29 protein-coding genes and 1 tRNA gene are annotated in these 25,073 nt (G+C 60.2%); 19 read left to right on the plus strand and 11 right to left on the minus strand.

What is annotated here, in order from left to right; translation table 11 throughout:
• Nucleotides 1–62: 62 nt before the first annotated feature.
• Both pgi and HMPREF3170_RS09110 read right to left on the minus strand, forming a co-directional pair.
• Nucleotides 63–1,703, minus strand: coding sequence for a glucose-6-phosphate isomerase (gene pgi, locus HMPREF3170_RS09105; protein WP_070479237.1), 1,641 nt, complete (start codon nt 1,701–1,703; stop codon nt 63–65).
• Between the two features lie 72 nt (nt 1,704–1,775).
• Nucleotides 1,776–2,069 (minus strand): chorismate mutase, encoded by a 294-nt coding sequence (locus HMPREF3170_RS09110; RefSeq protein ID WP_070362837.1) that lies wholly within the window; start codon nt 2,067–2,069, stop codon nt 1,776–1,778.
• A 61-nt stretch (nt 2,070–2,130) separates the two neighbouring features.
• Here HMPREF3170_RS09110 and pcrA point away from each other — a divergent pair, with 61 nt between their 5' ends.
• Nucleotides 2,131–4,461 (plus strand): DNA helicase PcrA, encoded by a 2,331-nt coding sequence (pcrA, locus tag HMPREF3170_RS09115; protein WP_070479238.1) that lies wholly within the window; start codon nt 2,131–2,133, stop codon nt 4,459–4,461.
• Here the strand turns inward: pcrA and HMPREF3170_RS09120 are convergent, their stop codons facing one another.
• Together HMPREF3170_RS09120 and HMPREF3170_RS09125 are read right to left on the minus strand one after the other, a co-directional pair.
• Nucleotides 4,462–5,151: a M23 family metallopeptidase gene (locus tag HMPREF3170_RS09120; RefSeq protein WP_070362835.1), complete on the minus strand. Its 690-nt coding sequence runs from the start codon at nt 5,149–5,151 to the stop codon at nt 4,462–4,464.
• Between the two features lie 307 nt (nt 5,152–5,458).
• Nucleotides 5,459–6,175, minus strand: a complete 717-nt coding sequence (locus HMPREF3170_RS09125) for a M23 family metallopeptidase (protein WP_070479240.1) — start codon at nt 6,173–6,175, stop codon at nt 5,459–5,461.
• A gap of 232 nt (nt 6,176–6,407) precedes the next feature.
• Between HMPREF3170_RS09125 and HMPREF3170_RS09130 the strand changes: the two genes are divergently transcribed.
• Genes HMPREF3170_RS09130 through purH form a run of 3 tightly spaced genes read left to right on the plus strand, consistent with a single transcriptional unit; the run spans nt 6,408 to nt 9,805 of the window.
• Nucleotides 6,408–7,673 (plus strand): cell division protein PerM, encoded by a 1,266-nt coding sequence (locus tag HMPREF3170_RS09130; protein WP_141742263.1) that lies wholly within the window; start codon nt 6,408–6,410, stop codon nt 7,671–7,673.
• A 15-nt stretch (nt 7,674–7,688) separates the two neighbouring features.
• Nucleotides 7,689–8,282, plus strand: a complete 594-nt coding sequence (gene purN, locus HMPREF3170_RS09135) for a phosphoribosylglycinamide formyltransferase (RefSeq protein ID WP_070479243.1) — start codon at nt 7,689–7,691, stop codon at nt 8,280–8,282.
• Nucleotides 8,279–9,805 carry a bifunctional phosphoribosylaminoimidazolecarboxamide formyltransferase/IMP cyclohydrolase gene (gene purH / locus HMPREF3170_RS09140; protein WP_070479245.1) on the plus strand — a complete coding sequence of 509 codons (1,527 nt, stop codon included), beginning with the start codon at nt 8,279–8,281 and terminating at the stop codon, nt 9,803–9,805. The genes purN and purH overlap by 4 nt, the downstream gene beginning before the upstream one ends.
• 158 nt (nt 9,806–9,963) lie before the next feature.
• Here the strand turns inward: purH and rpsR are convergent, their stop codons facing one another.
• The 4 genes from rpsR to rpmB are packed head-to-tail and all read right to left on the minus strand — an operon-like array spanning nt 9,964 to nt 10,937.
• A complete protein-coding gene (gene rpsR, locus HMPREF3170_RS09145; protein WP_070362830.1) occupies nt 9,964–10,215 on the minus strand; it encodes a 30S ribosomal protein S18 in 252 nt (83 codons plus the stop codon).
• 12 nt (nt 10,216–10,227) lie between these two features.
• Nucleotides 10,228–10,533, minus strand: a complete 306-nt coding sequence (gene rpsN, locus HMPREF3170_RS09150) for a 30S ribosomal protein S14 (protein ID WP_070362829.1) — start codon at nt 10,531–10,533, stop codon at nt 10,228–10,230.
• A 3-nt stretch (nt 10,534–10,536) separates the two neighbouring features.
• Nucleotides 10,537–10,701 (minus strand): 50S ribosomal protein L33, encoded by a 165-nt coding sequence (gene rpmG, locus HMPREF3170_RS09155; protein WP_070362828.1) that lies wholly within the window; start codon nt 10,699–10,701, stop codon nt 10,537–10,539.
• Nucleotides 10,701–10,937, minus strand: a complete 237-nt coding sequence (gene rpmB / locus HMPREF3170_RS09160) for a 50S ribosomal protein L28 (protein WP_070479247.1) — start codon at nt 10,935–10,937, stop codon at nt 10,701–10,703. Before rpmB ends, rpmG begins: the two co-directional genes overlap by 1 nt.
• 374 nt (nt 10,938–11,311) lie before the next feature.
• On the opposite strand from rpmB, the gene HMPREF3170_RS09165 reads away from it, so the two are divergent.
• From HMPREF3170_RS09165 to HMPREF3170_RS09195, 7 genes are all read left to right on the plus strand, one after another.
• Complete coding sequence (locus tag HMPREF3170_RS09165) at nt 11,312–11,584, plus strand: type B 50S ribosomal protein L31 (protein ID WP_038589209.1); 273 nt, start codon at nt 11,312–11,314, stop codon at nt 11,582–11,584.
• Nucleotides 11,585–11,603: 19 nt separating this feature from the next.
• Nucleotides 11,604–11,777: a 50S ribosomal protein L32 gene (gene rpmF / locus HMPREF3170_RS09170; protein ID WP_070362826.1), complete on the plus strand. Its 174-nt coding sequence runs from the start codon at nt 11,604–11,606 to the stop codon at nt 11,775–11,777.
• 102 nt (nt 11,778–11,879) lie between these two features.
• Nucleotides 11,880–12,578, plus strand: coding sequence for a response regulator transcription factor (locus HMPREF3170_RS09175; protein ID WP_070362825.1), 699 nt, complete (start codon nt 11,880–11,882; stop codon nt 12,576–12,578).
• Nucleotides 12,575–14,158, plus strand: a complete 1,584-nt coding sequence (locus tag HMPREF3170_RS09180; protein ID WP_070479248.1) for a HAMP domain-containing sensor histidine kinase — start codon at nt 12,575–12,577, stop codon at nt 14,156–14,158. The genes HMPREF3170_RS09175 and HMPREF3170_RS09180 overlap by 4 nt, the downstream gene beginning before the upstream one ends.
• An 83-nt stretch (nt 14,159–14,241) precedes the next feature.
• A complete protein-coding gene (locus HMPREF3170_RS09185) occupies nt 14,242–15,450 on the plus strand; it encodes a S1C family serine protease (RefSeq protein WP_083290956.1) in 1,209 nt (402 codons plus the stop codon).
• Nucleotides 15,451–15,514: 64 nt separating this feature from the next.
• Entirely contained in the window at nt 15,515–16,084 is a 570-nt protein-coding gene (locus HMPREF3170_RS09190; protein WP_070362823.1) for a MogA/MoaB family molybdenum cofactor biosynthesis protein, read from the plus strand.
• A 48-nt stretch (nt 16,085–16,132) separates the two neighbouring features.
• Complete coding sequence (locus HMPREF3170_RS09195) at nt 16,133–16,318, plus strand: hypothetical protein (RefSeq protein ID WP_141742264.1); 186 nt, start codon at nt 16,133–16,135, stop codon at nt 16,316–16,318.
• Nucleotides 16,319–16,323: 5 nt separating this feature from the next.
• On the opposite strand, the gene mscL is transcribed toward HMPREF3170_RS09195, so the two are convergent.
• From mscL to HMPREF3170_RS09210, 3 genes are read right to left on the minus strand one after another with little or no spacing between them, the layout of a single operon-like run.
• Nucleotides 16,324–16,728, minus strand: a complete 405-nt coding sequence (gene mscL / locus HMPREF3170_RS09200; RefSeq protein WP_070362822.1) for a large-conductance mechanosensitive channel protein MscL — start codon at nt 16,726–16,728, stop codon at nt 16,324–16,326.
• 53 nt (nt 16,729–16,781) lie between these two features.
• Complete coding sequence (locus tag HMPREF3170_RS09205; RefSeq protein WP_070362821.1) at nt 16,782–17,387, minus strand: SAF domain-containing protein; 606 nt, start codon at nt 17,385–17,387, stop codon at nt 16,782–16,784.
• Between the two features lie 35 nt (nt 17,388–17,422).
• The gene (locus tag HMPREF3170_RS09210; protein ID WP_070479252.1) at nt 17,423–17,998 is read right to left on the minus strand and encodes a 5-formyltetrahydrofolate cyclo-ligase; all 576 of its coding nucleotides are present in this window, start codon (nt 17,996–17,998) and stop codon (nt 17,423–17,425) included.
• Nucleotides 17,999–18,062: 64 nt separating this feature from the next.
• On the opposite strand from HMPREF3170_RS09210, the gene HMPREF3170_RS09215 reads away from it, so the two are divergent.
• From HMPREF3170_RS09215 to HMPREF3170_RS09250, 8 genes are all read left to right on the plus strand, one after another.
• Nucleotides 18,063–19,034 carry a UTP--glucose-1-phosphate uridylyltransferase gene (locus HMPREF3170_RS09215; protein WP_070362819.1) on the plus strand — a complete coding sequence of 324 codons (972 nt, stop codon included), beginning with the start codon at nt 18,063–18,065 and terminating at the stop codon, nt 19,032–19,034.
• A 26-nt stretch (nt 19,035–19,060) separates the two neighbouring features.
• Nucleotides 19,061–20,362: a molybdotransferase-like divisome protein Glp gene (gene glp / locus HMPREF3170_RS09220; RefSeq protein ID WP_070479253.1), complete on the plus strand. Its 1,302-nt coding sequence runs from the start codon at nt 19,061–19,063 to the stop codon at nt 20,360–20,362.
• Nucleotides 20,363–20,365: 3 nt separating this feature from the next.
• Nucleotides 20,366–21,031: a GNAT family N-acetyltransferase gene (locus tag HMPREF3170_RS09225; RefSeq protein WP_371327496.1), complete on the plus strand. Its 666-nt coding sequence runs from the start codon at nt 20,366–20,368 to the stop codon at nt 21,029–21,031.
• A gap of 94 nt (nt 21,032–21,125) precedes the next feature.
• Nucleotides 21,126–22,295 carry a divisome protein SepX/GlpR gene (gene glpR, locus HMPREF3170_RS09230; protein ID WP_070479255.1) on the plus strand — a complete coding sequence of 390 codons (1,170 nt, stop codon included), beginning with the start codon at nt 21,126–21,128 and terminating at the stop codon, nt 22,293–22,295.
• A 63-nt stretch (nt 22,296–22,358) separates the two neighbouring features.
• Nucleotides 22,359–22,431: transfer RNA gene (locus HMPREF3170_RS09235), tRNA-Ala, on the plus strand.
• Nucleotides 22,432–22,480: 49 nt separating this feature from the next.
• Complete coding sequence (locus HMPREF3170_RS09240; protein ID WP_141742265.1) at nt 22,481–22,672, plus strand: hypothetical protein; 192 nt, start codon at nt 22,481–22,483, stop codon at nt 22,670–22,672.
• Nucleotides 22,673–22,705: 33 nt separating this feature from the next.
• Nucleotides 22,706–23,980, plus strand: a complete 1,275-nt coding sequence (locus HMPREF3170_RS09245; protein ID WP_141742266.1) for a hypothetical protein — start codon at nt 22,706–22,708, stop codon at nt 23,978–23,980.
• Nucleotides 23,981–24,037: 57 nt separating this feature from the next.
• The gene (locus HMPREF3170_RS09250) at nt 24,038–25,048 is read left to right on the plus strand and encodes a TFIIB-type zinc ribbon-containing protein (protein WP_070479261.1); all 1,011 of its coding nucleotides are present in this window, start codon (nt 24,038–24,040) and stop codon (nt 25,046–25,048) included.
• Nucleotides 25,049–25,073 lie beyond the last annotated feature (25 nt).

Here is a 25,073-nt window from a genome sequence, read left to right on the forward strand (position 1 = left end):
CTCCTTAGTTGTAGGTAAAACAACTGCCTATCTTGCCCTACTAAGGAGTGATGCACCAAGCGCTAGCGACGGTTTTCGCGGTACCAGCCAATCAGTGCGTCGGTGGAAGCATCGCCGGTTGCTGGAGTTTCTTCGCCCGCGACTGCCTTGGCCAGGTCGTTTGCCTGCTGCTTGCCGAGCTCGACGCCCCACTGGTCAAACGAGTTGATGTCCCAAATCACACCTTCGGTGAACACGATGTGCTCGTAGAGCGCGATGAGTGCGCCGAGCGTGAACGGGGTCAGCTCCTCGGCCAGGATAGTTGTGGTCGGACGGTTGCCTGGCATGACCTTGTGCGGGGCCAGCGTGGCGTCGACACCCTCGGCCTCGATGGCGGCCTGGTCCTTGCCGAACGCGAGCACCTTCGTCTGTGCGAAGAAGTTGCCCATCAGCAGGTCATGCATGGAGCCTTCGCCGGTCATGGTCGGGAAGTCTTCCTTCGGGGTGGCGAAGCCGATGAAGTCCGCCGGCACGAGCGAGGTGCCCTGGTGCAGCAGCTGGAAGAATGCGTGCTGGCCGTTCGTGCCTGGCTCGCCCCAGAAAATCTCGCCGGTGTTGTAGGTCACCGCGGTGCCGTCGTGGCGCACGGACTTGCCGTTGGACTCCATGGTCAGCTGCTGCAGGTAGGCAGGGAAGCGGGAAAGGTCCTCGAAGTAGGGCAGGACGGCGTGCGTCTCGGCGTTGTAGAAGTTGCGGTACCAGACGTTGAGCAGGCCCATCAGCACCGGCACGTTCTGGGAGAACTCGGTGGTGCGGAAGTGCTCATCCATGGCGTGGAAGCCCTCGAGCATGCGCATGAAGTCCATCGGTCCGATGACGGCCATCAGGCTCAGGCCAATCGCGGAGTCCATGGAGTAGCGGCCGCCGACCCAGTTCCAGAACGGGAACATGTTCGCGGTATCGATGCCGAACTCGGCGACCTTTTCCGCGTTCGTAGACACTGCGACGAAGTGCTTCGCCACAGCGGAGGGGTCGCCGTCGAACTGCTCGATGAGCCAGCGCTTCGCCACGTGTGCGTTGGTTAGGGTCTCCTGGGTGGTGAACGTCTTCGATGCGATGACGAACAGCGTCTCTTCAGGGTTGCAACGGTCGAGGACTGCGGCGATGTCCGCCGGGTCGACGTTGGAGACGAACTCTGCGGTAATGCCCGCGGTTGCGTAGGCGCGCAGCGCCTTGGTTGCCATCGCAGGGCCCAGGTCCGAACCGCCAATACCAATGTTGACGATCTTCTTGATGGTATGTCCGGTGTGGCCCAGCCATTCGCCGGAGCGAAGCGCCGATGCGAAGTCACGCATCCGGCCCAACACCTCATGCACGTCCGCCGCTACGTCTTGGCCGTCGACCTCAAGGTTGGCCTCTACCGGAAGGCGCAGTGCCGTGTGCAGCACCGCGCGGTCCTCGGTGTCGTTGATATGCTCGCCCGCGAACATCGCGTCGATCTTGGTGCGAAGCTGTGCGGTATCTGCGAGGGAGACGAGCGCATCGACGACGTCGGCGTCGATAAGCTGCTTGGAAAGGTCAACGTGCAGCCCTGCTGCGTCGAAGGTGAGCTTCTTCGCTCGGTCTGCGTCGCGGTCGAAGAGCTCGCGCAGGGTCGTATCAGCCTTGGAGGCGTGGAGCTTTTCCAAGTTAGACCAGGCTGGCGTGGCGGTGATATCGGACATAGTTCCTCCTTGAAACGGATGGTTGTCTGCCTTGATATGGTACTACGAAAGTTGGGGAGTGTGTTGTTGGGGCTAGCCCAGCTTTCCGCGTCCCAGGCGCAGCAAGATATTTGCCAGCGCCGGGCCTTCCTCCCCAAGCTCATCGCGGAATTGGTTAATGATCGCGACCTCGCGGGTGTGCACAAGCTTCGTGCCGCCCGACCCCATCCGCGTCTTGCCGATCGCCTTCGACACCTTGGTGCGACGCTTAATCGCGTCCAAAATCACACGGTCGAGGCGGTCAATCTCTTTGCGGTACTGCTGGATCTCCGCATCGGAGAGCGGATCGTCCGTCCCGGACGGCATGCGGATTTCGAAGTCACTCATGGTTGCTCATTATGCCACTGCTCCAGCGGTTGTGTCCGGGGTGTGAGTTAGGGTGTGTGACATGAATGATCTGACGCTAGGACTCAACCCCCAACAGGAAGCCGCCGTGCGCCACAGCGGCTCGCCTCTTCTAATTGTCGCGGGCGCTGGGTCCGGCAAAACCGCAGTGCTGACCAGGCGCATCGCATTCCTACTGCAGGAGCGAGGCGTCGCGCCCTGGCAGGTCCTGGCGATCACATTTACCAACAAGGCCGCCGCGGAGATGAAAGAGCGCGTCGAGGCGCTGATCGGGCCGCAGACCGAGCGGATGTGGGTGGCAACCTTTCACTCGATCTGCGTGCGGATCCTTCGCCAGCAGGCCCAACTCGTCCCCGGGCTGAACACGAACTTCAGTATCTATGATGCCGACGATTCCCGCCGGCTGCTCTCGATGATTGCTAAAGAGAACAATCTCGACCTGAAGAAGTTTTCACCCCGGGTGCTCGCGAACGCGATCTCGAACCTCAAGAACGAGCTCATCGACGAGCAGCAGGCGGCCGATGACGCGCAGCGCACCCACAACCCATTCGACTCCACTGTTGCCAAGGTGTTTGCTGAGTACCAGCGCCGCCTGCGCTCGGCAAACGCTGTCGACTTCGACGACCTCATCGGGGAGGTCGTGCGGATTTTTAAGGAGCACCCGCAGGTTGCGGATTATTATCGACGCCGCTTCCGCCACGTACTCGTGGACGAGTACCAGGACACGAACCATGCGCAGTACGAACTCATCCACACCCTGGTGGGCAAGGGGCCTGAGGCTTCTGAGCTTGCCGTAGTCGGCGACTCCGACCAGTCCATTTACGCGTTCCGTGGCGCGACGATCCGCAACATCGAGGAGTTTGAGCGCGACTACCCCGACGCAACCACCATCGTGCTGGAGCAGAACTACCGCTCGACGCAAACCATCTTGGACGCTGCCAACGCGGTGATTTCCCAGAACACCGGTCGGCGCCCGAAGAAGCTGTGGACGGACCACGGCACCGGCGACCAGATCGTCGGCTACGTCGCGGACAACGAGCACGACGAGGCTCGGTTTATCGCTGGCGAGATCGACCGGCTCACAGACAGTGGAGTGCCCTACTCCGACATCGCGATCATGTACCGCACCAACAATGCATCGCGTGCGTTGGAAGACATCTTCATTCGCACCGGGATCCCGTACAAGGTGGTAGGCGGCACGCGCTTCTATGAGCGCAAAGAGGTTCGCGATATCGTGGCCTACCTCAAGGCGCTAGAAAACCCGGACGATACGGTCAGCCTGCGCAGGATTATTAACGAGCCAAAGCGTGCCATCGGGGATAAGGCGCAGTCCACGGTGGCGCTGTACGCGCAGACCTACTCGGTGAGCTTCGGCCAAGCGTTGCGGGTGGCGGCCGACGGAGGCATTGACGCACTGGGTACGCGCGCGAAGAACGCCATCAATGGTTTTGTCACCATGATGGATGAATTGCGCGAGGAAATGGCAGCGGACCAGCGAGAAGAGGCTGGCAACACTGACCTCGGGGAGCTGGTCTCCACGATTCTGGACGTCACCGGGTACAAAGCGCAGTTGGAGCAGTCGAACGACCCACAGGACGCGACGCGCTTGGACAACCTAAACGAGTTGGTGTCCGTCGCGCGCGAGTATTCCTCGGAGTCTGCACTGCAGCTGGCGTACCTCAGCGACGAGGAAATTTCGGAGATCTTCGACGAGGGCGAACCGCTGCCAGGAACCCTGCAAGCCTTCCTGGAGAAAGTGGCGCTCGTCGCTGACGCCGATCAGCTTCCTGAGAACGATCAGGGCGTAGTCACGTTGATGACGCTGCACACCGCAAAGGGTCTTGAGTTCCCCGTCGTGTTTGTGACTGGGTGGGAAGACGGGCAGTTCCCGCACCTGCGCGCCTTGGGGGATCCGGCGGAGCTCGCCGAAGAGCGTCGCCTGGCGTATGTCGGCATCACCCGTGCGCGCAAGCGCCTTTACCTGACGCGCGCGATGGTGCGGTCCTCATGGGGGAGCCCGGTGACAAACCCGGCGAGCCGATTCCTTGGGGAGATTCCGCAGGAACTCATCGATTGGAAGCGTGAGGAGCCCACGTATTCTTCGGGCTCTTCGCATTCACCGTGGTCAACTGGTGGCCGGAGCCGCAGCAACGGGTTTGGGCGGTCGCAGTCGCGCGGCGGTAGCAGCAGGACCAAGGTGAACAAGGACCTGCAACTAGCGGTCGGGGACCGGGTCAACCATGCAAAGTACGGCCTGGGTACCGTACTGGCCGTTGATGGCACGGGCGTGCGAGAAACCGTGACGATTGACTTTGGTTCCTCCGGGACAGTCCGCCTGATGCTGATCGGCGGCGTCCCGATGGAGAAGCTCTAACTACTGGATGCGGATACCTGCCTGCGCGAACCACGGCACAGGGTCTACTGGTGTCACGCCATCTGGGTGGATCTCGAAGTGGAGGTGCGGCCCGGTGGAGAAGCCTTCGTTGCCGATCTGCGCGATCTGCTGGCCGGCCGTCACGCGTTGGCCGACGCTGACGTTGTAGACCGCCATGTGGCCGTAGACGGAGACCTCGCCGCCGTCGTGCTTGATTACGACCCAGTTGCCGAAGCCCTGGGCCGGGCCGGCGTTGATGACGGTGCCATCCATCACGGCGTAGATCGGGGAGCCGAGGTTGTTCGCGATGTCGATTCCCTGGTGGACTGTGCCCCAGCGTGGGCCGAACCCGGACGTAAACGTCCCCGTTGCCGGGGTGACGACCGTGCGGCCATCGGCGGTGCGGCCACGCTGGTAGCGGACGCCACCGTTCGCGCCTTCCTGCTGGAAGGAGAGACCGAGGTTTTCCTGAATGACGCGCGGGTCGTACACGAGTGAGTACTCTCCGACGCGCAGGGTTGCACCGCTGTCCAGAATCGTGTCTGCTGCTTGCGCAACAGCCTTCACGGCCTGATTGTGGTCAATCGGAGCGCCGTTCAGCGTGAGACCTACAGCGTTCGCAGGGGAAGCGGTGAGAGTGAGCATGGACGCAGTCGCGACGGCAAGTGCCGAAAGTACTGTGCGATTCATACGGAGAAGCAACCTTTTCTAAAAAATCCGGGTGGCCACGCTGCAGCCACATACAGCGAAAAAACTTAGTCACCTCCCGTGGGCTTAGCAATGCGTAACTGCAGGTAGGGAGGGAAAAGTATGTTCGAATGTTTCTAGAATAACCGCAAACTCGCTGGCTGGGCGCCCGTGACGAATGTGACAGATGGGAACAATGGTGCCAATGTGGTTTATGGCGGGGGTAGGTGACGGTACCCCCGGCTGGTGTGTCGAAAAAGAAAAACCGTCGCAACTCATGTACGAGTCACGACGGTTTGAAGCCTTGGGGTTAGAGCTGAATACCTCGCTCTGCGAGCCACGTCGCCGGGTCAACAGGGGTGTTGCCGTCGGGATGAATCTCGAAGTGTAGGTGGGAACCTGTCGAGAAGCCCTGGCTACCCATACCTGCGATGAGTTCTCCGGCGTGCACAACCTGGCCAACGGTTGCGTAGAGGGAATCCATGTGGCCGTATACGGAGACAGAGCCATCCTCGTGTCGGATGCGGATCCAATTACCGTAGCCCTGTGCCGGGCCGGAGTCGATGACGGTGCCGTCCATGACGGCCAGGATTGGGGTGCCATTCACGTTGGCGATGTCGACGCCAGAGTGGAAAGAGCCCCAGCGTGGGCCGAAACCGGAGGTGAACACACCCTCAGCTGGCTTCACAACCAGCGGTGCGCGAGCGGCTTCATCGGCGCGCGCGACCTCCTCGGAATGTGCGACTGCCTTCACGAGCTGATCCGCAAGGTTCTCGACCGGCTTGTATTCCGCGATAGCGAGAATCTGTGGCGCAGCCTCATCGGTCAGTGCCGTGAGCTGGTCAGTGTCTGCGGCGAGGGTGTAGTTGCCAGCTTGCTGGGAGCCATCGCCCTGAAGCGCAGCTGCAGCAGCGCCAGAGAGTCCAGCAGTGGAGACGGCGCCAGTGGCAACGGCAACCATTGCGACGCGACCCTTGTTAGGGGACTGCTTGCGGTGCTTGCCAGCTGATTTCGTTGAGTGGAGCATGGACCCTCTTTAGACTTCCCGTTGGTTACAGAACTGTAACGTTTGTAACCTTCCTGTTATCTACGAGAGGTAACTGTAATGAATCGAATGCGCTAAGGCAAGCTATAACCTGAGTATTTCTTAATCGTTTTCTTTGCGTATTACGTTACATCGCCTAAAACGCCAGGCAGTGAGTGGAATGCGGTAGTGTCGAACGGCAGAAAACGGTCAACCAATGGCAATATAAGGCGCAATGTCGAAGAAAACAAGACCTCAATCATCACCGGTGGACCGCTCCTCGCGGGGCAGCGGTCGCGGTTTCCTGAGTAATGCACGGCGCGGTGCGAAGTGGGCGTCGAAAAGAAAGCCTGATGCCGACACCGTTCCGCCGGAGGAGCGCACCTGGAAGACGCGTATTCGGACGTACCTCCCTTATATAGGTATCCCGACGCTCGATGTCATCCTTGGCATCGTTGCAGTCTGCGCCGCGACGCTCCTGATTGGTGGATGGAAGACTGCGTACCTGCCCGCCGCAATCGGGCAAACATGGTTCGCCCTTCACGGCGTATCCCTCACGATCGACGGCGTGTACTTGTCTCAGGTGCCGCTGCTTCCAGCCATTGGGATCGTGGTCCTCATGGCGTGGCGAGTACGTGCCGCAACTGCGAAGCAGGTCAGCATCTTGGATCTCGCGGTGATCGCTGGGCTGGTGATTGTGCTGCCGCTACTCGCAAGCGCGATGGCGCTGTTCATGGTGTCTGACGCCTCCGCAGTCTTCGCGATAGAGCCACCACCCGCATGGCAAGCGCTAGTGCTACCGCCTTGCATCCATCTCATCGGCTTCCTCTTTGGTATTCGGCATGTGCTTTGGCAGGCCCTCGCCACCACGGTCCGTGTGCCGGTGGTGGCCGTCGATACGGCCCGCGCTGCGAGCCTGCTTCTCCTCTTTCTATGCGCGGGGAGCGGACTTGTGCTGCTCCTCGTGCTCGCCGCGCGCTACCAGAGCATTGGCGAAGCCTACGCGGCATACCCCAACTCCGGGTGGGGGAGCGCCATCATGCTGCTCCTCCTGAGCATCTTGTACCTTCCGAATGCTGTCGTGGGCACGCTCGCAGTGCTTCTCGGCGGTTCCTTCCACGTCGGCAGTGGGGAAGTGTCGCTTTTCGACGTCCTCTCCGTCCCCTTACCCCCGTTCCCACTCTTCGCGACAATCCCTGCGACAGTCGCGCCGTGGGCAGCCGTCCTCCTCGTCGTGCCCGTGACCATCCTGTGCGCGTTCTTCGTGCGGCGGACGTCAACGATGGTAGAAGTCGCCGCCATTGGCTCGTGGAGTGCAGCGATGTTCGCCGTCTGCCTCCTACTCGCGCGTGGGCACGCGGGGGCGTACGGCGTCGTTGGCGCTGACCTAGCTTCCGCAGTGCTTTTCCTCTTTATATGGACCGTCGGCGTGGGCGGATTGGTGTGGCTTGTGCGCTTTGTGCGAACTTTCTTGAACCGCTCACACGCGGAAGAAGAATGACTACACTGATGAACCGTGAGTGCTGATAAAGCTTTATCTGTGGCCGTCCTTGTTTCTGGTACTGGAACGCTCTTGCGGGCGATTATGGACTACCAGGACGCCCACCCTTGTGCATACCGTGTTGACCTAGTTGTTGCGGACCAAGTGTGTCCGGCAATCGAGAGGGCGAAGAACGCAGGCATCCCGACTGCAATCGTAGAAATGGAAAAGGACCGCGACGCGTGGAATGCCCACCTTGCGGAAACCGTCTCTAGTTGCAGCCCGGACCTTGTTGTTTCCGCAGGGTTTATGCGCATTTTGGGGCGCCCATTCTTGGATGTCTACGAAGGTAAAACAATTAACACTCACCCTTCGCTCTTGCCTGCTTTCCCAGGAGCGCACGCGGTGCGCGACGCCCTCGCTTACGGCGTCAAGGTCACCGGCTGCACCGTCCACTTTGTCGACGACGGGATGGACACAGGCCGCATCATTGCGCAGCGCCCCGTGCTGGTGCAGCCAGGGGATACGGAGTCCTCGCTGCACGAACGGATTAAGCAAGAAGAGCGCCGTCAGGTTACTGAGCTACTAGCTACTGCTTCGATACATGAAGGAAAGGTCACTTTCGAATGAACAACGAACGCACACCTATTCGTCGAGCGCTCGTGAGCGTGTACGACAAGACCGATCTTGAGCCGCTTGCAAAGGCGCTCCACTCGGCCGGTGTGGAAATTGTCTCTACTGGTTCGACTGCTAAAAAGATCGCCGCAAGCGGTGTGCCCGTCACCGAAGTATCGGAAGTCACCGGATTTCCAGAGGTACTTGAAGGCCGCGTGAAGACGCTGCATCCACACGTGCACGCAGGCATCCTGGCAGACCTCCGCAAGGACAGCCACAAGCAACAGCTCGAGGAACTCGGAGTTGCACCGTTCGAGCTCGTTGTGGTCAACCTGTACCCATTCGAGGAAACGGTTGCGTCCGGCGCGGAGTTCGATGAATGCGTCGAGCAGATCGACATCGGCGGTCCTTCCATGGTCCGCGCAGCAGCGAAGAACCACCCATCAGTGGCGATCCTGACCTCCCCGGACCAGTACCAGCTGGCGCAAGAAGCAGTTGAGCAGGGTGGATTCACCCTCGAGCAGCGCCGCGAACTGGCGGCTGCGGCGTTCGCGCACACCGCAGAGTACGACGCCGCCGTTGCAGACTGGTTTGCGGAGCAGCTCGGCGACGACGAGGACGGTGCGCTGCGCTACGGTGAGAACCCGCACCAGGCGGCAAGCGTCATCAACGAGGGCTGGGGCCTTGCCGACGCCACCCAGTACGGCGGCAAGGAAATGAGCTACAACAACTACCAGGATGCCGACGCCGCGTGGCGCGCAGCCTGGGACCACGAAGAACCGTGCGTCGCAATCATCAAGCACGCCAACCCGTGTGGCGTCGCAATATCTGAGGTATCCATCGCTGACGCGCACCGAAAGGCGCACGCCTGCGATCCTGTATCTGCGTACGGCGGCGTCATTGCAACGAACCGCGAGGTCACGCTCGAGCTTGCCGAGCAGGTCAAGCCAATCTTTACCGAGGTCATCATCGCGCCTTCCTACGCGCCGGATGCACTCGAGCTGCTGCAGACCAAGAAGAACCTTCGCATCCTCGAAGTGGAGCCAGGCCAAGACACCGAAGAGATCAAGCAGATTTCCGGCGGCTTCCTTCTCCAGGAGCGCGACGCGTTCCAGGCCGAGGGCGATAACCCAGAAAACTGGAAGCTAGTGGCAGGCGAAGCCGTCGACGACGCAACCATGTCGGACCTCGTGTTCGCGTGGCGTGCAGTACGCTGCGTGAAGTCGAACGCAATCCTCGTTGCGCACGACGGCGCTACCGTCGGCATCGGCATGGGGCAGGTCAACCGCGTCGATTCGGCGAAGCTGGCCGTCGACCGCGCTAACTCGCTCGACGAAGGCCGCAACCGTACCAACGGTGCCGTCGCCGCCTCCGACGCGTTCTTCCCATTCGCAGATGGATTCCAGATCCTCGCGGACGCCGGAGTGCGTGCCGTCGTGCAGCCTGGTGGTTCCATCCGCGACGAGGAAGTCATTAAGGCCGCAGAAGACGCTGGCGTCGCAATGTACGTGACCGGTACGCGCCACTTTGCGCACTAGTATCGCCTAACCCGAGACATACTGAAGGCCCCCACGGTCGTGGGGGCCTTTTGTCGTGTCGTGCGTCAGCTTCAACAGGGCATGAAAAAACTCCCGCGCCTGGAGGCCAGGGGCGGGAGTTCGTCGAAAGACTCTACGCTGTTATCGTCAACCGAACTTTAGCGGCTGGTGAACGGCAGAAGAGCCATCTCGCGTGCGTTCTTCACCGCAGTAGCAACTTCACGCTGCTGCTGTGGGGAAAGACCGGTAACACGGCGGGAACGGATCTTGTGACGATCAGAGATGAACAGACGAAGGGTGTCGAGGTCCTTGTAGTCGACCTTCTCGATGCCCTTGGCCTTCAACGGGTTCTTCTTCGGGCGGCGGGACTGCTCCATGCGCGCCTTGCGATGGTTATTATTGCGCTTCATTGGTCATCCTCCTTACCACGAAGACTTACGGACGCCAGGCAGCTCACCGCGGTGAGCCATCTCGCGCATACGGACACGGGAAATACCGAACTTACGGAGGTAACCACGTGGGCGACCATCGCGGGAGTCGCGGTTGCGCACGCGAACAGGGGAGGCGTCGCGAGGCTGGCGGTTCAGCTCAAACTGAGCGTCCAGACGGTCCTCGTCAGAGGTCTCCGGGTTGCGGATGATTGCCTTCAGCTCGTTACGACGCTCAGCGTAGCGAGCGACGATCTCCTTGCGCTTTTCGTTCTTGGCGATCTTGGACTTTTTAGCCATAACTTATCGCTCCTCGCGGAATTCGACGTGCTTGCGAACAACCGGATCGTACTTCTTTAGGGAGATGCGATCTGGGTTGTTGCGCTTGTTCTTACGGGTTACATAGGTGAAACCTGTGCCCGCAGTGCTCTTCAGCTTGATGATCGGGCGAATATCGTTGCGTGCCATTAGATCTTCTCACCTCGTGCACGGATCTTAGCGACGACGGACTCAATTCCGTCGCGGTCGATGACCTTCAGACCCTTCGTGGAAACGGTCAGAGTGATGGTACGGCCCTCGGAGGGCAGGTAGAACCGGCGCTTCTGTACGTTGGGGTTCCAACGACGCGAGTGGCGGCGGGGCGAGTGGGAGACGGTCTTGCCGAACTGTGGCTTCCGTCCCGTGACCTGGCAATGTGCCGACATGGGTTGACTTCTTTCTCTTCTGCCGCCCACGCACTGATCACTGAAAAGTTAGATACGGAAATGCGGAGTGAGGGTCCGCGACAAAGTATCTGAGTAATCGGTTGACGTAGGCGTATACGTGTACTTCGACAACAGCGAGAGTCAACAATACACGTCCAGCAAGGAAATGCATAATTCTATTTCGCACACCTACCGGTTGTTTGTCGGTGGCGTTGGTGGAACTTGATTATGTAAAACCGGATTCACCCTGTAATATGTGCAAAGTTGTCCAGTGAACAGCTGGGCGGACATGAATCATTCGCACCCAACTCAGGCACGATCCCCAAGTGGGGAACCGACCTGAAGTATCAATCCTGAGGGAGACGAACTCACATATGAAAAAGGATATCCATCCGGATTACCACCCGGTAATCTTCCAGGACGCGAACACGGGCCACAAGTTCCTGACGCGCTCCACCAAGACCTCCGACCGCACCGATACCTGGGAAGACGGCAACGAGTACCCGCTCATCGTCGTTGATGTGACCGCTGAGTCCCACCCGTTCTGGACCGGCGCACAGCGTCTCATGGACACCGCTGGCCGCGTTGAGAAGTTCAACCAGCGCTTCGGCGGTATGGCTCGCCGCAAGAAGAAGACCGCAAAATAGGGCGTAAGGAGAAACAACAATGGCAACCCCTAAGTTTAAGAAGTCCCGCGCGAACACCCGTATGCGTCGTTCGCAGTGGAAGGCTGACAATGCGCCGCTGATCACCGCGAAGGTTGACGGCCAGGAAGTACGTATCCCACGTCGCCTGCTCAAGGCTGCACAGGCTGGCTTGATTGACGTCGAGCAGTTCTAAAAGCGCCTTACTATAAGCGTTCGCCGGGCCCAACGGGCCCGGCTTTTTCATCTTTCTGACAGTCCGGTGTTAAAAGTGTCTCAGATAGGCAATAATGGGCGTATGAAGATTCTTGTTGCCGATGATGAGCAAGCCGTTCGTGAATCCCTGCGGCGTTCCCTTCGCTTCAACGGGTATGATGTACTGCTTGCTTCCGACGGCGAAGAGGCGCTCGACGTCATCCGTGACGAACAGCCCGATCTGACGATTCTGGACGTGATGATGCCGAAGATCGATGGGCTCGACGTGTGCCGCACATTGCGCTCCTCGGGATACGATCGTCCTGTGCTGATGCTTACAGCGCGAGATGGAGTCGCGGACCGTGTGGCGGGCTTGGATGCCGGCGCTGATGACTACCTGCCGAAGCCTTTCGCGCTTGAGGAGCTGTTGGCACGCGTACGCTCGCTGCTGCGCCGCGCTCAGGCAGACGCCATCCAGTCGCAGTCTGCTCCGAAAACAAAGTACGAGTTTGAGGACTTGTCTGTAGAGACCGATACCCGCGACGTCTTCCGCGGCGACCGCGCTATTTCCTTGACCCGTACCGAGTTCGCGCTCCTTCTCGTTTTGATTGAGAACCCACGCAAGGTGCTGTCGCGCCAGCAGATTCTTGAAGAGGTGTGGGGATACGACTTCCCGACGTCCGGCAACGCCTTGGAGGTCTACATCGGGTACCTCCGTAAGAAAACTGAGGCGGGCGGGGAGCCTCGCCTGATCCATACGGTCCGTGGGGTTGGCTACGTGCTTCGGGAGACTGCACTGTGATTTTGCGCCAGTCGGCGGATCACTTTGAGCGCACTACGGGCATGTCCCTTGAGGGGGTGGATCGCCAAGTGTCGGCAGCCGAGCAGGATCTGGAACCCCCGCGTCCGAACCTGCCGACGATCCTGTTCGATACCTATATTCGTGGTGCGTACCTCGGGTCGGAGATGACGCTTCGCCAGCAGCTTGCGGTGCTGACAGGCGTGCTCGTGGCCCTTACGATTTTGGTCACGGCATCGGTGAGCTACTGGGCGTCGTCGACGTCGATTATCGGCATGATGGACAACGATCTGCGCACGCAGGGCGCGATGCTCGCGTACGACTCGCAGGAAATGTCCAGCGATGAGGAGCTGGCGGCTGAGGTCGAGACTTTTCGACGCCGCAACCCTCACATCCTCGCCACGGCTTCACGCGCGGAGTCGAACCGGTTCGTGGGAGATGAAATTCCCGTGGGTGGGGACTTTGCTCGAATGAACTACGGAGCGGACGTCTCCGCACGCACCCTGCACGGTAACCGTGTGCTGGTTACAAGGCTGGATGATGGAACAGTCGTGGCCCTGTCGAAGGCGGTCGACCCGACGCGTCAGCTGCAGCGCAGTATTGCCGCGGCGCTGTTGGTGCTGCTCAGCTTGGGCTGGATAGTGTCGACGCTGGTGGCGTTCCTGGTTTCGAGTTCCGGTATGCGCCCGCTGCGTAAATTGCACCTTGCGCTGAAGGAAGTGACCAGGACGAAGGAGCTGAAGCCGCTTCCGGTGCAGGGCCATGATGAGATGGCGCGTATTACGAACGCGTTTAATGACATGATGGCTTCGCTGCAGGATTCGCGCACCAGGCAGGCACAGCTTGTTGCCGACGCCGGCCACGAGCTGAAAACGCCGCTGACCTCCATGCGTACCAATATTGAGCTGCTCATGATGATGTACTCCGCTGATCGGCAGGATCAGATTAGTGCGGAGGACCGCGCCGATCTTGAGCGGGATGTGCTGGCGCAGATGACAGAAATGTCGACGCTGATCGGAGACCTGGTGGATCTCGCGCGGGAGGATTCCTCGAACGTTGAGTTTGAGGAGATCCGCCTGGATGTGATCCTGGAGGAGGCTGTGCGGCGTGTTGAGCGTCGCCGACCTGACGTTACGTTCCAGTTCAACGCTGACCCGTGGCTGATTATGGGTGATCGGTTCGCGATGGGCCGCGCTCCGCTGAACCTGATCGACAACGCGGCCAAGTGGTCACCGGAAGGCGGAACGGTAAGGATTTCGTTGAAGGCAGCGAAGAAGTACGCAGTGTTGGTTGTCGACGATTCCGGCCCGGGCATTGCTCCGGAGGAACGTGAGCGGGTTTTTGAGCGCTTCTACCGTTCGGCGGAGTCGCGTTCGATGCCTGGTTCGGGCTTGGGGCTTGCGATCGTCAAGCAGGTGATGGACCGGCATGGTGCCCGGATCTTCGTGGAGGAGTCGGATGACCACGGGGCGCGCTTCCGTGTGGTCTTCCCGGGGAAGGCTCCGGATGCTGATGAGGATTTTTATCTGGAAGAAGAAGGCATCGAAATTCCGCGATTGCCGAACAAATCCCAGCTCAGCTAACACAGTGAACATTCAGGAAACATTGCGAGAGAACGAGTTTACTTTTTAGTGCTACCACAGTGGCGTCGTGCATACTACTGCACATGACGAACCCGTATTCACCACAATCAAATACGCCACAACAAAACCCGTACGAGGCCTCCTATCCACAGGAGGCCTCCCCGGAAACCGCATTCGTGCAGTCTGCACCGCAGCAAAAGCAGCGGCGTGGGCTGGGGGCGGCTACAGTGGCGTGCTCCGTAGTGCTTTCGCTGTTGGCCGGCGCCGGCGCCGGGTACGCAGTCGTCGCTGCGAACGATAACGGCGAACAGCAGCACTACAACGCACTTGAGAACCCGAGCCTCGCATCGCCAGAGACTGCGCCTGATGGCTCCGTTGAGCAGGTTGCGGCCGCAGTGCTGCCTTCGGTTGTATCCATCACTGTGGCGACGCCGAATGGTATCGCGGAAGGGTCGGGGTCGATTATTTCCTCCGACGGCTACATTTTGACGAACCACCACGTGATCGGCGCTGCGGCGACCGAACGGTCCGAGATTCAGGTGGTGTTCAACGACGGCTCGAAGCACTCGGCTACGTTTGTAGCGTCGGACGTCAACACTGATATTGGCGTGCTGAAGGTTGATGGCGTCGAAAATCTCCCTGTGCTTGACTTCGGCAACTCGGACGAGCTGAAGGTTGGCCAGCAGGTTGTCGCAGTTGGTTCTCCACTTGGGCTCTCGGCGACGGTAACCAGTGGCATCATCTCGGCGAAGAACCGCCCGGTGCGTGCGGCCCAGGGCGGTGGGGAGAGCTCGTTGATGGACGGGCTGCAGACAGACGCTGCGATTAACCCCGGTAACTCGGGTGGCCCGCTCGTGGATATGCAGGGGCACCTGATCGGGATGAACTCGGCTATTGCTTCGCTCTCGGCAGGCGGCTTTGGTGGCGAGCAGTCGTCGGGCTCGATTGGTCTCGGGTTCGCGATTCCGTCGAATTTTGCCAAGCGTGTCGCGCAGCAGCTCATTGAAACCGGCAAGGCGTCGCAGCCGATGTTGGGCGTCCGCGTTTCGATTCGCGGCACTCGTATCGACGGCGCCGTGGTCGCCGGAGTTGAGCCTGGTAGCCCAGCAGAAAAGGCCGGTATCCGAGAAGGTGATGTGATTACCAAACTGGACGGTCGGCTGATTGATTCAGCGGATGCGTTGATTGCGGCGACGCGGTCGAAGGACTTCGGGCAGGTTGTTCAGCTTGAAGTCTTGCGGGAGGGAGAAGAAGCTCCTCATTCCGTAGATGTAACCCTGAGCAACGGGTAAGTTTTGAAGCAAACAATGAAAATGAAACTGTGCGATTTCGCAACGACACGACAGGAGACCTGGCATGCCAACGACAGAAGTATTGCTTGACACGGTTGGGGAGCCCGACGAAGCATCGCTGAAGGCCGCAGAGCTCGCCGAGCAGACTCCGACGCCTCCTGCGGCCATCGCAGTGCTGGTTGGGGACCGCCGATACAGCTCAGAAGGGGATACCACGGGTGACATGCTCGTCGAGTTGCTCAGCGAGTTCGGGTTTACCGTTGACGCGGTGGTGCACGTCAATTCGAGCGAGGCGGAGATCCGCAAAGCGATCGAAACCGGTGTCGTTGGTGGGGTTGACCTGGTGCTGACCGTCGGTGGCACTGGCGTCGGGCCACGTGATACGGCGCCAGAGGCGACGAAGGCCGTGATCGACAAGAACGTGCCCGGTGTAGCGCAGGCGGTTCGTTCGTCGGGCCAGGCGTGTGGAGCGGTGGATGCCTGCACGTCGCGCGGTGTGTGTGGCGTCTCTGGTTCGACCGTCGTGGTAAACCTCGCCGCAAGCCGCCAAGCGATACGCGACGGCGTATCGACGATCGCACCACTAGTCCAGCACCTGATCGGCGAGCTGAATACCTACTCCGTACAGGCGTAATCAGGAACGATGGCGAGCATGAAAAAGCCGCGCCACCAGCGGAGGCGCGTGGAGCGACGGTCGGAAGCAGAGTACGACCGTAGTCCTGAACGCACGCAACTATTTGGTGACGCGGCTTCTGGGCGGACGGGCTATGATGCCGGGCGCAGCGTCGATATCGACGGCGACGGCGAGCCAGAACTCACAGGCAAAGCCTTTTATGAGTACGAGCGACCACCCCATTACGGAGAATAGCAGTACTACTGCTGCGCGGGCTTCTCGGAGAGCAGGTCGCGGATTTCGGTGAGCAGCTCGGTCTCGGTCGGAGCCGGGGCGTCTGGCTGGATGCCGCGCTTATGCTTCTGCATCTCGTCGAGCTTGTTCATCGGAGCGACGATCACGAAGTAGACGACTGCCGCGATCAGCAGGAAGTTAATCGCTGCAGTGATCAGCGCGCCGAAGTCGAGGAAGGTTGCGTCGTTGCCGGAAATGATGTGGAAGCCAAGGCCGGAGTAATCAGCGCCACCGACGGAAGCGATCAGCGGGTTGATGATGTTGTCGGAGAAAGCGGTAACAACTGCGGTGAACGCAGCACCAATAACAACACCGACTGCGAGGTCAATAACGTTGCCGCGCAGAATAAAGTTCTTAAAGCCCTCAAGCATTAGGGTCTCCTTTGTAAGGTTTGGATTTGGACCTAAAAACTATAGGCAACAAACTATCGTGTGGTCAATACAACTGTTAACGGGTCCGTCAGTGATGCGGCCGCAACGTTGGCTGCATCGACACTGCGCAGCAGTACCAGGATTGACCCCTCCTCGTTCGTCGTGACCACCCTTCCGCCACGCGCAATAACTCGCGGGCCTGGCGCGACCACGTCTACGCCGGCGCCGTGATGCAGCATCGGGATGAGCTCCGGTTCCGCGAGCGTGACCGGAACCATGGTGAAGTCGTGCGGGTCGTCATCGCTTTCGATCAGCGAAGCTTTAAGGTCCGGTCCGACAAGACGGGTGTTGGTAACTACTTCGTTCGCGGATGCGCCAGCCGCGAGGACCTGTCCGACGGCGAGGTCTGTGCTGCCCAAGGCGTTTGCGGGAACAACAGAGGGCGGCAGCCTGCGAAGCTCCACGTCCGCCGTGGTGAGCACTGTGCCGGCCTCAACGTCGCGGGCGAAGACAACAGCGGGTGGGTCGGCGGAGCGGGCGTCGAAAAGTATGCTTGCGCCTGCTACCAGCAGTAACACGACGGCGATCGTGCGGCGCACTGTGACGGTGCGGTGGTAGCCGGGCATGCGGAGGTCGCGAAGGAATGAGGCGGGCTTCATGCGTCTTTAGACGCGGGTGTGGCCCGGAAGGTTCCCTAGAGTTGGAAAAATCCGCGGTCTGTCACGATTGCATCGACGGGCACATCGTGAGGTTGCGCTGGCAGCGTGTCGACGACTTCTTCGTCAAACACCACCGCAACAATAGGGATGCGGTGGTCGCGGACCTGCTCAAGCGCCCGGTCGTAATAGCCGGCGCCCTTGCCCAAACGTTGCCCGCGGCGGTCCACGGCGAGCGCCGGGATCACCAGCGCAGCGCAACCTTTGAGCACTTCGCTGGAGAACCGGGAACCGACTGGCTCCGCGATGCCAAGCGCGCCCGGCTGCTGTTCTTCGGTGCACGCGGCCCATTGCAGCACACCGCCAGGAAGCGAAATCGGCAGCCACACCGTTCTTGCGTGTTGGGCGAGCTGCAGCGGGTAGTCAGCGGCAGCGGGTTCCGTGCGCAGCGGGTGGTAGGCGCTGATTTCACTGCCCACGGCGCCGAAGTGATCGAGAGCCTCGAGCGTGTGCTGGAGAATGCTGGCGTCGCGTTGACGCTTTTCGTCGGGTTTGCTGGCGAGGTGGCGTCGAAAAGTAGTGTGTGCTTCGCGGATAGTTTGCTTGGTGTGCAAGTGGGGGAGCCTCCTCACGAGTCGGAAACGGTAGTCGGGCCATACAGAGGTAAAGTAGATCTTTATGCGGAAGTCTAATGAAGAAACCTCCCAGCAGCCTGCGTCGCGTGGCGTGAAGACCGTCGTGGTGCCGGCAGCTGGCATGGGTACACGGTTTTTGCCAGCTACGAAGACTGTTCCTAAGGAACTCCTGCCCGTGGTGGATACACCCGGTATCGAGCTGATTGCCGAGGAAGCGGCAGAGCTCGGCGCTCGCCGATTGGTGATCGTGACAGCTCCGGCAAAAGAAGAAATCATGCGCCACTTCGGCGAGTTCGAGCTGCTGCGCGAGACCCTCGCGGCGCGCGGGAAAGACGACCAGGTGAAGAAGGTCGCCCGCGCCGCGGACCTTATTAATGCAGTCGCCGTGACGCAGGAGAAGCCGTTGGGCCTTGGCCACGCGGTGAGCTGCGCGGAATCTGCCCTCGACGAAAACGAGGACGTTGTCGCCGTCATGCTGCCAGATGACCTTGTGCTTCCCACCGGCGTGATGGAGAAAATGGTGCGCACCCGCGAGAAGCTCGGCGGCTCCGTGCTGTGTGCGTTCAACGTGACGCCGGAGGAAGTCTTTAACTACGGCGTGTTTGATGTCGAAGACGTCGACGAGACTATTGAGGGCGTCGAGGTCAAGCGCGTGAAGGGCATGGTGGAAAAGCCGGCCGTGGAAGACGCGCCGTCGACGCTCGTGGCCACCGGACGCTACCTGCTTGACCGGGCAATTTTTGATGCGCTGCGTCGCATCACGCCGGGCAAGGGCGGGGAGCTGCAACTGACCGATGCGATCGAGCTGATGATCCAGGAAGGTCATCCAGTGCACATCGTGGTGCACCACGGCAAGCGCCACGATTTGGGCAACCCGGGCGGCTACATTCCCGCTAATGTGGACTTTGGTTTGCACGACCCGAAGTACGGACCTGCACTGTACACGGCACTCAAGCAGATCATGAACGACTTTGAGGCCGAACACCCCGAACTCACGGGTGATGAACAACGCTAACGAAGGCGTAGAAAGAGGCGTGGCTGATGCGCGGTGTTGATGAGCAGCTTGCCATAATTGGCGACGCAATCCGGACCCCCGAGCCGATCCGAGTGGGGATCGACGACGCGCTGGGGCTGATGTGCGCCGAGGAAGTCGTAGCGACACGCGCGTTGCCCGGCTTTTCGCAAGCAGCCATCGACGGCTACGCCGTCCGCGCGGTCGACGTCGGGGGATCCGCAGGCCTGCGGGTGAAGCCGCGCCAGGCGGAAGAAGACGGCGAGCCGGAGCGCGATTCGCGCCCACGCACCAACGCCGATCGTGCTCTACCTGTGGTGGGGGAGGTTCCCGCCGGTTCCCAGAAGCCGTTGCGCCTGCAGCCACGCCAAGCGGTGCGGGTTGCAACAGGTGCCCCGCTTCCCACACTTGCCGACGCCGTGTTGCCACTGGAATGGAGCGACCGGGGTGCCAAGCGGGTTACGCCGCAACGCCCAGTTGCAAGTGGCGAGTTCGTACGCAAGCCGGGGGCTGATATCCAGCCAGGCGACATCGCAGTGCGCCCCCGCACGGTCCTCGGACCTGCACAAATTGGGCTGCTAGCCGCTGCTGGGCGCACAAAAGTACTGGTGTATCCCCGGCCGAGGGTCACCGTGCTGAGCTTCGGCATGGAACTCGTTGACATCGAACGAGAGCCAGGCTTGGGCCAAGTTATCGACGTCGCCTCCTACGTCGTTTCCGCTGCCGCCGAAGAAGCGGGTGCAGATGTACACCGTGCCGGCATCATGAACGCTGAACCGCGGAAAATGCGGGAAACCCTGGCTGGCTACATTGGGCGCAGCGAGATGATCGTGATCACCGGCGCTGTTGGTGGTTCAGGCGCGCAGACACTCCAAGAAGTGCTGCATGACCTCGGGGAAATCGACACCACTCGAGTGGCCATGCACCCCGGGTCCGTCCAGGGTTTCGGCACGCTGGGTGAGGAACATGTGCCGGTCTTCCTGCTGCCGTCCAATCCGACGGCCGCGCTCGTGATCGCCGAAACCATCGTGCGACCGGCAATCCGCCAAGCGCTGGGCAAGCAGTCTTGGCAGCGCCCAGTCGTTCGCGCACGCTCGATGCGGGCAATTACCTCGCAGCCGGGGCGGCGTGGTTACATCCGTGCACGCCTCATGCGAGACACGGAGACCGGCGACTACTTAGTCGAAGGCCTCGGCGGTGCCGGTGGCGAAACCTCCCACCTCTTCGCAGGCTTCGCGGAAGCCAACGCCATGATTCGCCTGCCGGAGTCCACCGCGGAGATCCGCCCAGGCGACGTGGTGGACGTCGAATTCCTCCAGCAGCGGGGATAGACGTTGGGCCTGCTGCGAAGGATTGAAACTTGGCTGCACGGACCCACACCTGGTTGGCCCGAGCGCACCCCGTTCGTCAGACTTCCGAGCGGGGAAACCGTCACGCTGCGGCCCCTGCGCTTGCAGGATGGCGGGGAATGGTGCCGTACCCGCCTGCTCGACCAGCAGTGGTTGCAGCCGGTAGAACCAACGATCCATTCCACATGGGAAGCTGCTCACACCAAGAGCGCTTGGGCGGGGCAGTGGACGATGCTCAAAGAAATGGCTGCAGATGGCACCGTCGTACCGATGGTGATAGAGGTCGACGGCCACTTTGCCGGCCAACTGACCCTCGGCGGCATTCAGCGCGGAACCGTCGACGAGTGCTGGATCGGCTACTGGGTGCACAGACAGTATCAAGGGCGCTGCGTCGCGACGGCCGCGTGCGCCTTGGGCGTTGACCACGCCTTTGCGCGGGTGGGCCTGCACCGCGTGACTGCGACGTACCTTCCAGACAACCCGGCCAGCGGCCACGTCCTGCAGACCGTGGGTTTCCGCGAAGAAGGATTCATGCGGGGAAACATTCATATCGACGGCCGCTGGCGCGACCACTACTTCGTCGCAATGACCGAAGATGACTACCCGACCACGGCCGTAGACAGGCTGCGGCGTTCCGGCCGAATTCGATGACGCGGCCCCGGCGTGGCTCGGGCCGGAAGAGCGGATTGCTCGCTACCGTTAAAGGTCAGTTTCGAGGGTAGTTTTAGGAAGGTGGCTTCGCTGTATGGGTAGCCCGAGCTTGATCATTATCTTGATGATCGTCGTGTGGGTCATCGTGCTGGCACCACTCGTATTTGGCAACAACAAACCAATTCGCCGCTCCGGCGAAGGGTACGACGAGACGAGGGTCCTGCACACCGGTGGTACGGAACCCATGGAGGTTCGTCGCCGCCCACGCGTGACCGCTGCGGACGTGCACCTGCACGACGAAGACGCTGCGGACGTGGAACTCGTCGAAGCCGTCGAACACGAGCCAGCTGCCAGCGAAGTACTCATCGACGACAGTGCGGTCATCCGAAACTTCTTCTCGAAGAACCAGGAAGACGCTGTCTCCGAAGAAGATACCGACTCAAACGTTATTGAGGGAGAGGTCATCGAAGCGGAGCCAGTCGAGGATGCGGCAGTTGAAGCGGAGTCCGCTGAGGCTGAGACTGAGTCCGCCGATGAAGTGGATGAGGCTTCAGACGATTCTTCAGACGACGCCGATGCGGTAACACTCGAGACTGCGGAGGATCCGGAGGCCTCGGTAGCAGAAGCCGAAAGCATCCCCGACTCGTACTACTCCGCAGCTGACTTCGGATACGACACTGGCGTGACGGCAGAGATGGACGCCGAAGAGCTCACTGCCGAGGAAACCGAGGACGACCAGGACGCTCCAGATGAAGAGGTCGCAGTCACCGACGAAGATCTCGCGTTTGCAGAGGCCCGCCGCGGCCGTGGCGGCTGGGACCCAGACCGTGCACGCCGGGCACGCGAAGACCGCTTTATGCGCCGTCAGCGCACCTTCCTGGGCCTCATCATCGCCTGCGTGGTCACGTTTGTGATCGCGTTCGTCGCAGGCGGCTGGACATGGATCCTGCCTGCGGCCTCCGTCGCCCTGACCACCTGGTTCATGGTTGTGCTGCGCAGCGTCGTCCGTCAGGAGCGTGCGCTGCATCGCCGCCGCATGCGCCAGCTGCGCCGCGCGCGCCTCGGCGTCGCCACTGCAGATTCGACGCACCCCAGGCAGGAGTGGCCGCGTCGATACGGAGAATCCGTAGCCCTCGACCTTGACGACGCCCACCCCGACTTCACCGACCTCCCCGAAGCATCCTCCGCAATCTTCGAGGACCACACGGATTCCCCCCACTACCCATACGGCGAGGATGACAACCGTGCCCCACGAGCGAGCTAAATCGCCTGGGTAACCGGACGATTTAGCATCAGCGGAGAAGAGGAGTAACGTCTTCTCCAGCGAGGGGCTATAGCTCAGTTGGTAGAGCGTCGCGTTCGCAATGCGAAGGTCAGGGGTTCGATTCCCCTTAGCTCCACAGTCCGTAAAACCCCAGGTCGTTGGTGGCCTGGGGTTTTGTTGTGTTTGTGCTGGCTCCAAATTCCGGGTTTTCCGTGAAGACGGCGAAGTCACTCGAACAACGTCTTGAGGAGCTTGATGCGAGGCGCGACGCGCTGAAGCGTCAGATGCGTGAGCGCGATAAGCGCGAGCGCCAGCGTTTCGGGAAGCGGGAGCAGCCCGAAACGCTCCAGCCGTCCGAGCAACGCAAGGACGGCTAATCCCAAGCGGCGGATGCCGCGAGGGCGCGGCACATGGAGCGAGCATCGCGATCGACATGTGGCGGGACGCCGCGACTACACGCCGAAGAACGCCGTGCAAAGAGCAAGGACCCCGACCACGAAGTAAAGTCCTTTTACGAGTACGTCGTGAGTCTTGGCGATAGAAACGGCGTGATGGCGGTGACGGACGCGACGTTCGACAACGCGACGTGGAGGCGGCTGAAGGACGGCTACACGGACGACGATGGAGCGGAGCACGCTCTGGACTATCGCGCTGCCGATGCTTACGTTCGTGAGCATCGCAACAATCATCCCGATAGGTCGGTGGTCAAGGTGGCGTTGACCGCCTACATGTCCGAACTCCAAGGCCGCTTCCCGAATTTTCGCTTCACCGCTATCGAGGGTCACGACGACGAGCCGAACGGCACGTCCCACTTCCACGTCCGTTTCTTCCCGGTAGGCGAAGGCTATAAGAACGGCATGCAGCAGCAATGCGGGTTGAACAAGGCTTTTGAACGGATGGGTTTCGAGGGCGGCAAGGGTATGCACCCGATAACGCAGTGGCAGAACGCGGTCAAGCGCGACCTTGAAGAGATCGTGCAAAAGTCGTGCGGTTATGACCGTGCATACGGCGATGGCCGCAAGGAGCGTATGGAGCAGGACACTTACGCGCCCTCGCAAGATCTTGGGGAAATGCGCATCGAACTCGAACAGGTTCAGGTTGATGCGTACCGCAAAAGTGCCGCCGTACGCAAGCGCGAACAGCGTGTTGCTCGCCGCGAGTCTGTAGTCGACGAGCGCGAGGCTTCTATTGCCAAACGGGAGGCGTCTATTGTCAAAAGCGAGGCAGCCATCGCTGATAGGGAGGATGCTCTTGCCAAGAGGGAGAAGGACGTTGAGTCTGCGGTAGCTGATCTTGAACCAAAGCGCAGATGCTTGGCAGTGCAGAAGTCGAAGTTGGATACTCGTGAAGTTTCATTATCGAGGCACGAGTCGGCGCTTGCCGATGACGAGCAGGAAGCGGCGAAGCAGCGTCGCACACTTGCGCAACGTCGCAAGTGCTTAGATGAACGCGAGGCAGAAATCATGCGGCGCGAGCACGATGTGGACAATCGCGAAACCAACGCGCATGCCCATGAACTCGATATACTTAAACGCGAAAACGAAATCGCCAATCGGGAGCGAGCCGTCGCGTCTCGTGAGCACGCGGCAACCGACCGTGAGAACCGACAACTTGCAGAAACGAGGCGCCGCCTCGCCGACATCACGGACATCAGCGCATCGCATTACGGATACGGTCTCCGCTAGTAATTGACGGCGGTATAATGGGTAATAATCGTCACAAGCAGTGAAGTGGAGCCGATTATGAAACTGATCGATACGACATGTCCGAAATGTGGCGCACAACTAAAGGTTGATGCTGACAACGCTCAAGCAAAATGCGAGTTTTGTGGTGCTGGTCTTCTTATCGATGACGAGGTGCAGCGTTTGAAGGTCGAAGGAGCGGAAAAGGTCGGCTATGATTTTGAAAAAGGCCGGCAGCGAGCGCAGGCCGAAGCTCAACAGCCTGTAGCAGTTAACTATGCCGAGGCACCGCAGCAAAAGAAGAAACACGGTGTCGGTTGGTGGATTGGAATGGTTCTGCTCTGGATCTGCTTCTTGCCCATCATGGCAACGATATTCGTTGTGCGCAACCAGAATTTGAGTCGAAACGCCAAGATTGGCATCGTCGCTGCGATATGGGTAGCTTGTATCCTTATTTACGCGGTATCTCCAAAGGACAGCAGCGGTACTGGCTCTAGCATCGCATCTTCTTCGGTCGCTGCTTCGTCGTCAAGTGCATCGGCTGACGCCAAGGCGTTTGGAAGCAAGGAGGATACAGTTAATAAATTCGTCGAGCAGTACAATGCGACGCACGAAGTGAAGATTACCGACACAGTCATGTTCGATCCTCATCAAGAGCATGAAACGGGTGGCCCGTATTCGCGCGTCGAGTATCGACTGGGGGCCTATGACAATAGCGTAGGGCTGCACGGAACGCTGGGTAGCGATACGATAGACGTTGTGGCAACAGGAAGCGGCAACCTTCGCGTTTACGTTGACCAGAACGATAGGGACTACGAACGCACCCTCGGATACGCCCACGCCGTTGTAGATACGTTCTTCGCTGCGGCGGGATACACCGTGCCGAGCGATAAGCTCTCTGGTTACGAAGAGGATTGGAGCCGCTTCGATGAAGGCGTAAGGCATTACGACTATCAGTATGCCACGAACCAGAGCCTGCATTATATCGACTCCCCTGTTACTGCTGACGTGTCGATACTAAGCGGGCAAAAGGGCCAAATCGCCGAGCTTCTCGTTGACCTCAAGGCGTAAACCCTCGGCGTACAATACATGTCCT

The organism is Corynebacterium sp. HMSC08D02 (assembly GCF_001807505.1).
GTDB lineage: Bacteria > Actinomycetota > Actinomycetes > Mycobacteriales > Mycobacteriaceae > Corynebacterium > Corynebacterium pseudogenitalium.

Coding starts and splice junctions, on each gene's coding strand:
- purH (WP_070479245.1), top strand. CDS start 8,279: ATGAACAACGAACGCACACCTATTCGTCGAGCGCTCGTGAGCGTGTAC.
- pcrA (WP_070479238.1), top strand. CDS start 2,131: ATGAATGATCTGACGCTAGGACTCAACCCCCAACAGGAAGCCGCCGTG.
- HMPREF3170_RS09250 (WP_070479261.1), top strand. CDS start 24,038: ATGAAACTGATCGATACGACATGTCCGAAATGTGGCGCACAACTAAAG.
- HMPREF3170_RS09185 (WP_083290956.1), top strand. CDS start 14,242: ATGACGAACCCGTATTCACCACAATCAAATACGCCACAACAAAACCCG.
- HMPREF3170_RS09110 (WP_070362837.1), bottom strand. CDS start 2,069: ATGAGTGACTTCGAAATCCGCATGCCGTCCGGGACGGACGATCCGCTC.
- HMPREF3170_RS09175 (WP_070362825.1), top strand. CDS start 11,880: ATGAAGATTCTTGTTGCCGATGATGAGCAAGCCGTTCGTGAATCCCTG.
- glpR (WP_070479255.1), top strand. CDS start 21,126: ATGGGTAGCCCGAGCTTGATCATTATCTTGATGATCGTCGTGTGGGTC.
- rpsR (WP_070362830.1), bottom strand. CDS start 10,215: ATGAAGCGCAATAATAACCATCGCAAGGCGCGCATGGAGCAGTCCCGC.
- HMPREF3170_RS09215 (WP_070362819.1), top strand. CDS start 18,063: ATGCGGAAGTCTAATGAAGAAACCTCCCAGCAGCCTGCGTCGCGTGGC.
- HMPREF3170_RS09120 (WP_070362835.1), bottom strand. CDS start 5,151: ATGAATCGCACAGTACTTTCGGCACTTGCCGTCGCGACTGCGTCCATG.
- HMPREF3170_RS09130 (WP_141742263.1), top strand. CDS start 6,408: ATGTCGAAGAAAACAAGACCTCAATCATCACCGGTGGACCGCTCCTCG.
- HMPREF3170_RS09125 (WP_070479240.1), bottom strand. CDS start 6,175: ATGCTCCACTCAACGAAATCAGCTGGCAAGCACCGCAAGCAGTCCCCT.
- HMPREF3170_RS09165 (WP_038589209.1), top strand. CDS start 11,312: ATGAAAAAGGATATCCATCCGGATTACCACCCGGTAATCTTCCAGGAC.
- HMPREF3170_RS09205 (WP_070362821.1), bottom strand. CDS start 17,387: ATGAAGCCCGCCTCATTCCTTCGCGACCTCCGCATGCCCGGCTACCAC.
- rpmB (WP_070479247.1), bottom strand. CDS start 10,937: ATGTCGGCACATTGCCAGGTCACGGGACGGAAGCCACAGTTCGGCAAG.
- rpsN (WP_070362829.1), bottom strand. CDS start 10,533: ATGGCTAAAAAGTCCAAGATCGCCAAGAACGAAAAGCGCAAGGAGATC.
- HMPREF3170_RS09245 (WP_141742266.1), top strand. CDS start 22,706: ATGGAGCGAGCATCGCGATCGACATGTGGCGGGACGCCGCGACTACAC.
- HMPREF3170_RS09190 (WP_070362823.1), top strand. CDS start 15,515: ATGCCAACGACAGAAGTATTGCTTGACACGGTTGGGGAGCCCGACGAA.
- pgi (WP_070479237.1), bottom strand. CDS start 1,703: ATGTCCGATATCACCGCCACGCCAGCCTGGTCTAACTTGGAAAAGCTC.
- rpmF (WP_070362826.1), top strand. CDS start 11,604: ATGGCAACCCCTAAGTTTAAGAAGTCCCGCGCGAACACCCGTATGCGT.
- rpmG (WP_070362828.1), bottom strand. CDS start 10,701: ATGGCACGCAACGATATTCGCCCGATCATCAAGCTGAAGAGCACTGCG.
- glp (WP_070479253.1), top strand. CDS start 19,061: ATGCGCGGTGTTGATGAGCAGCTTGCCATAATTGGCGACGCAATCCGG.
- mscL (WP_070362822.1), bottom strand. CDS start 16,728: ATGCTTGAGGGCTTTAAGAACTTTATTCTGCGCGGCAACGTTATTGAC.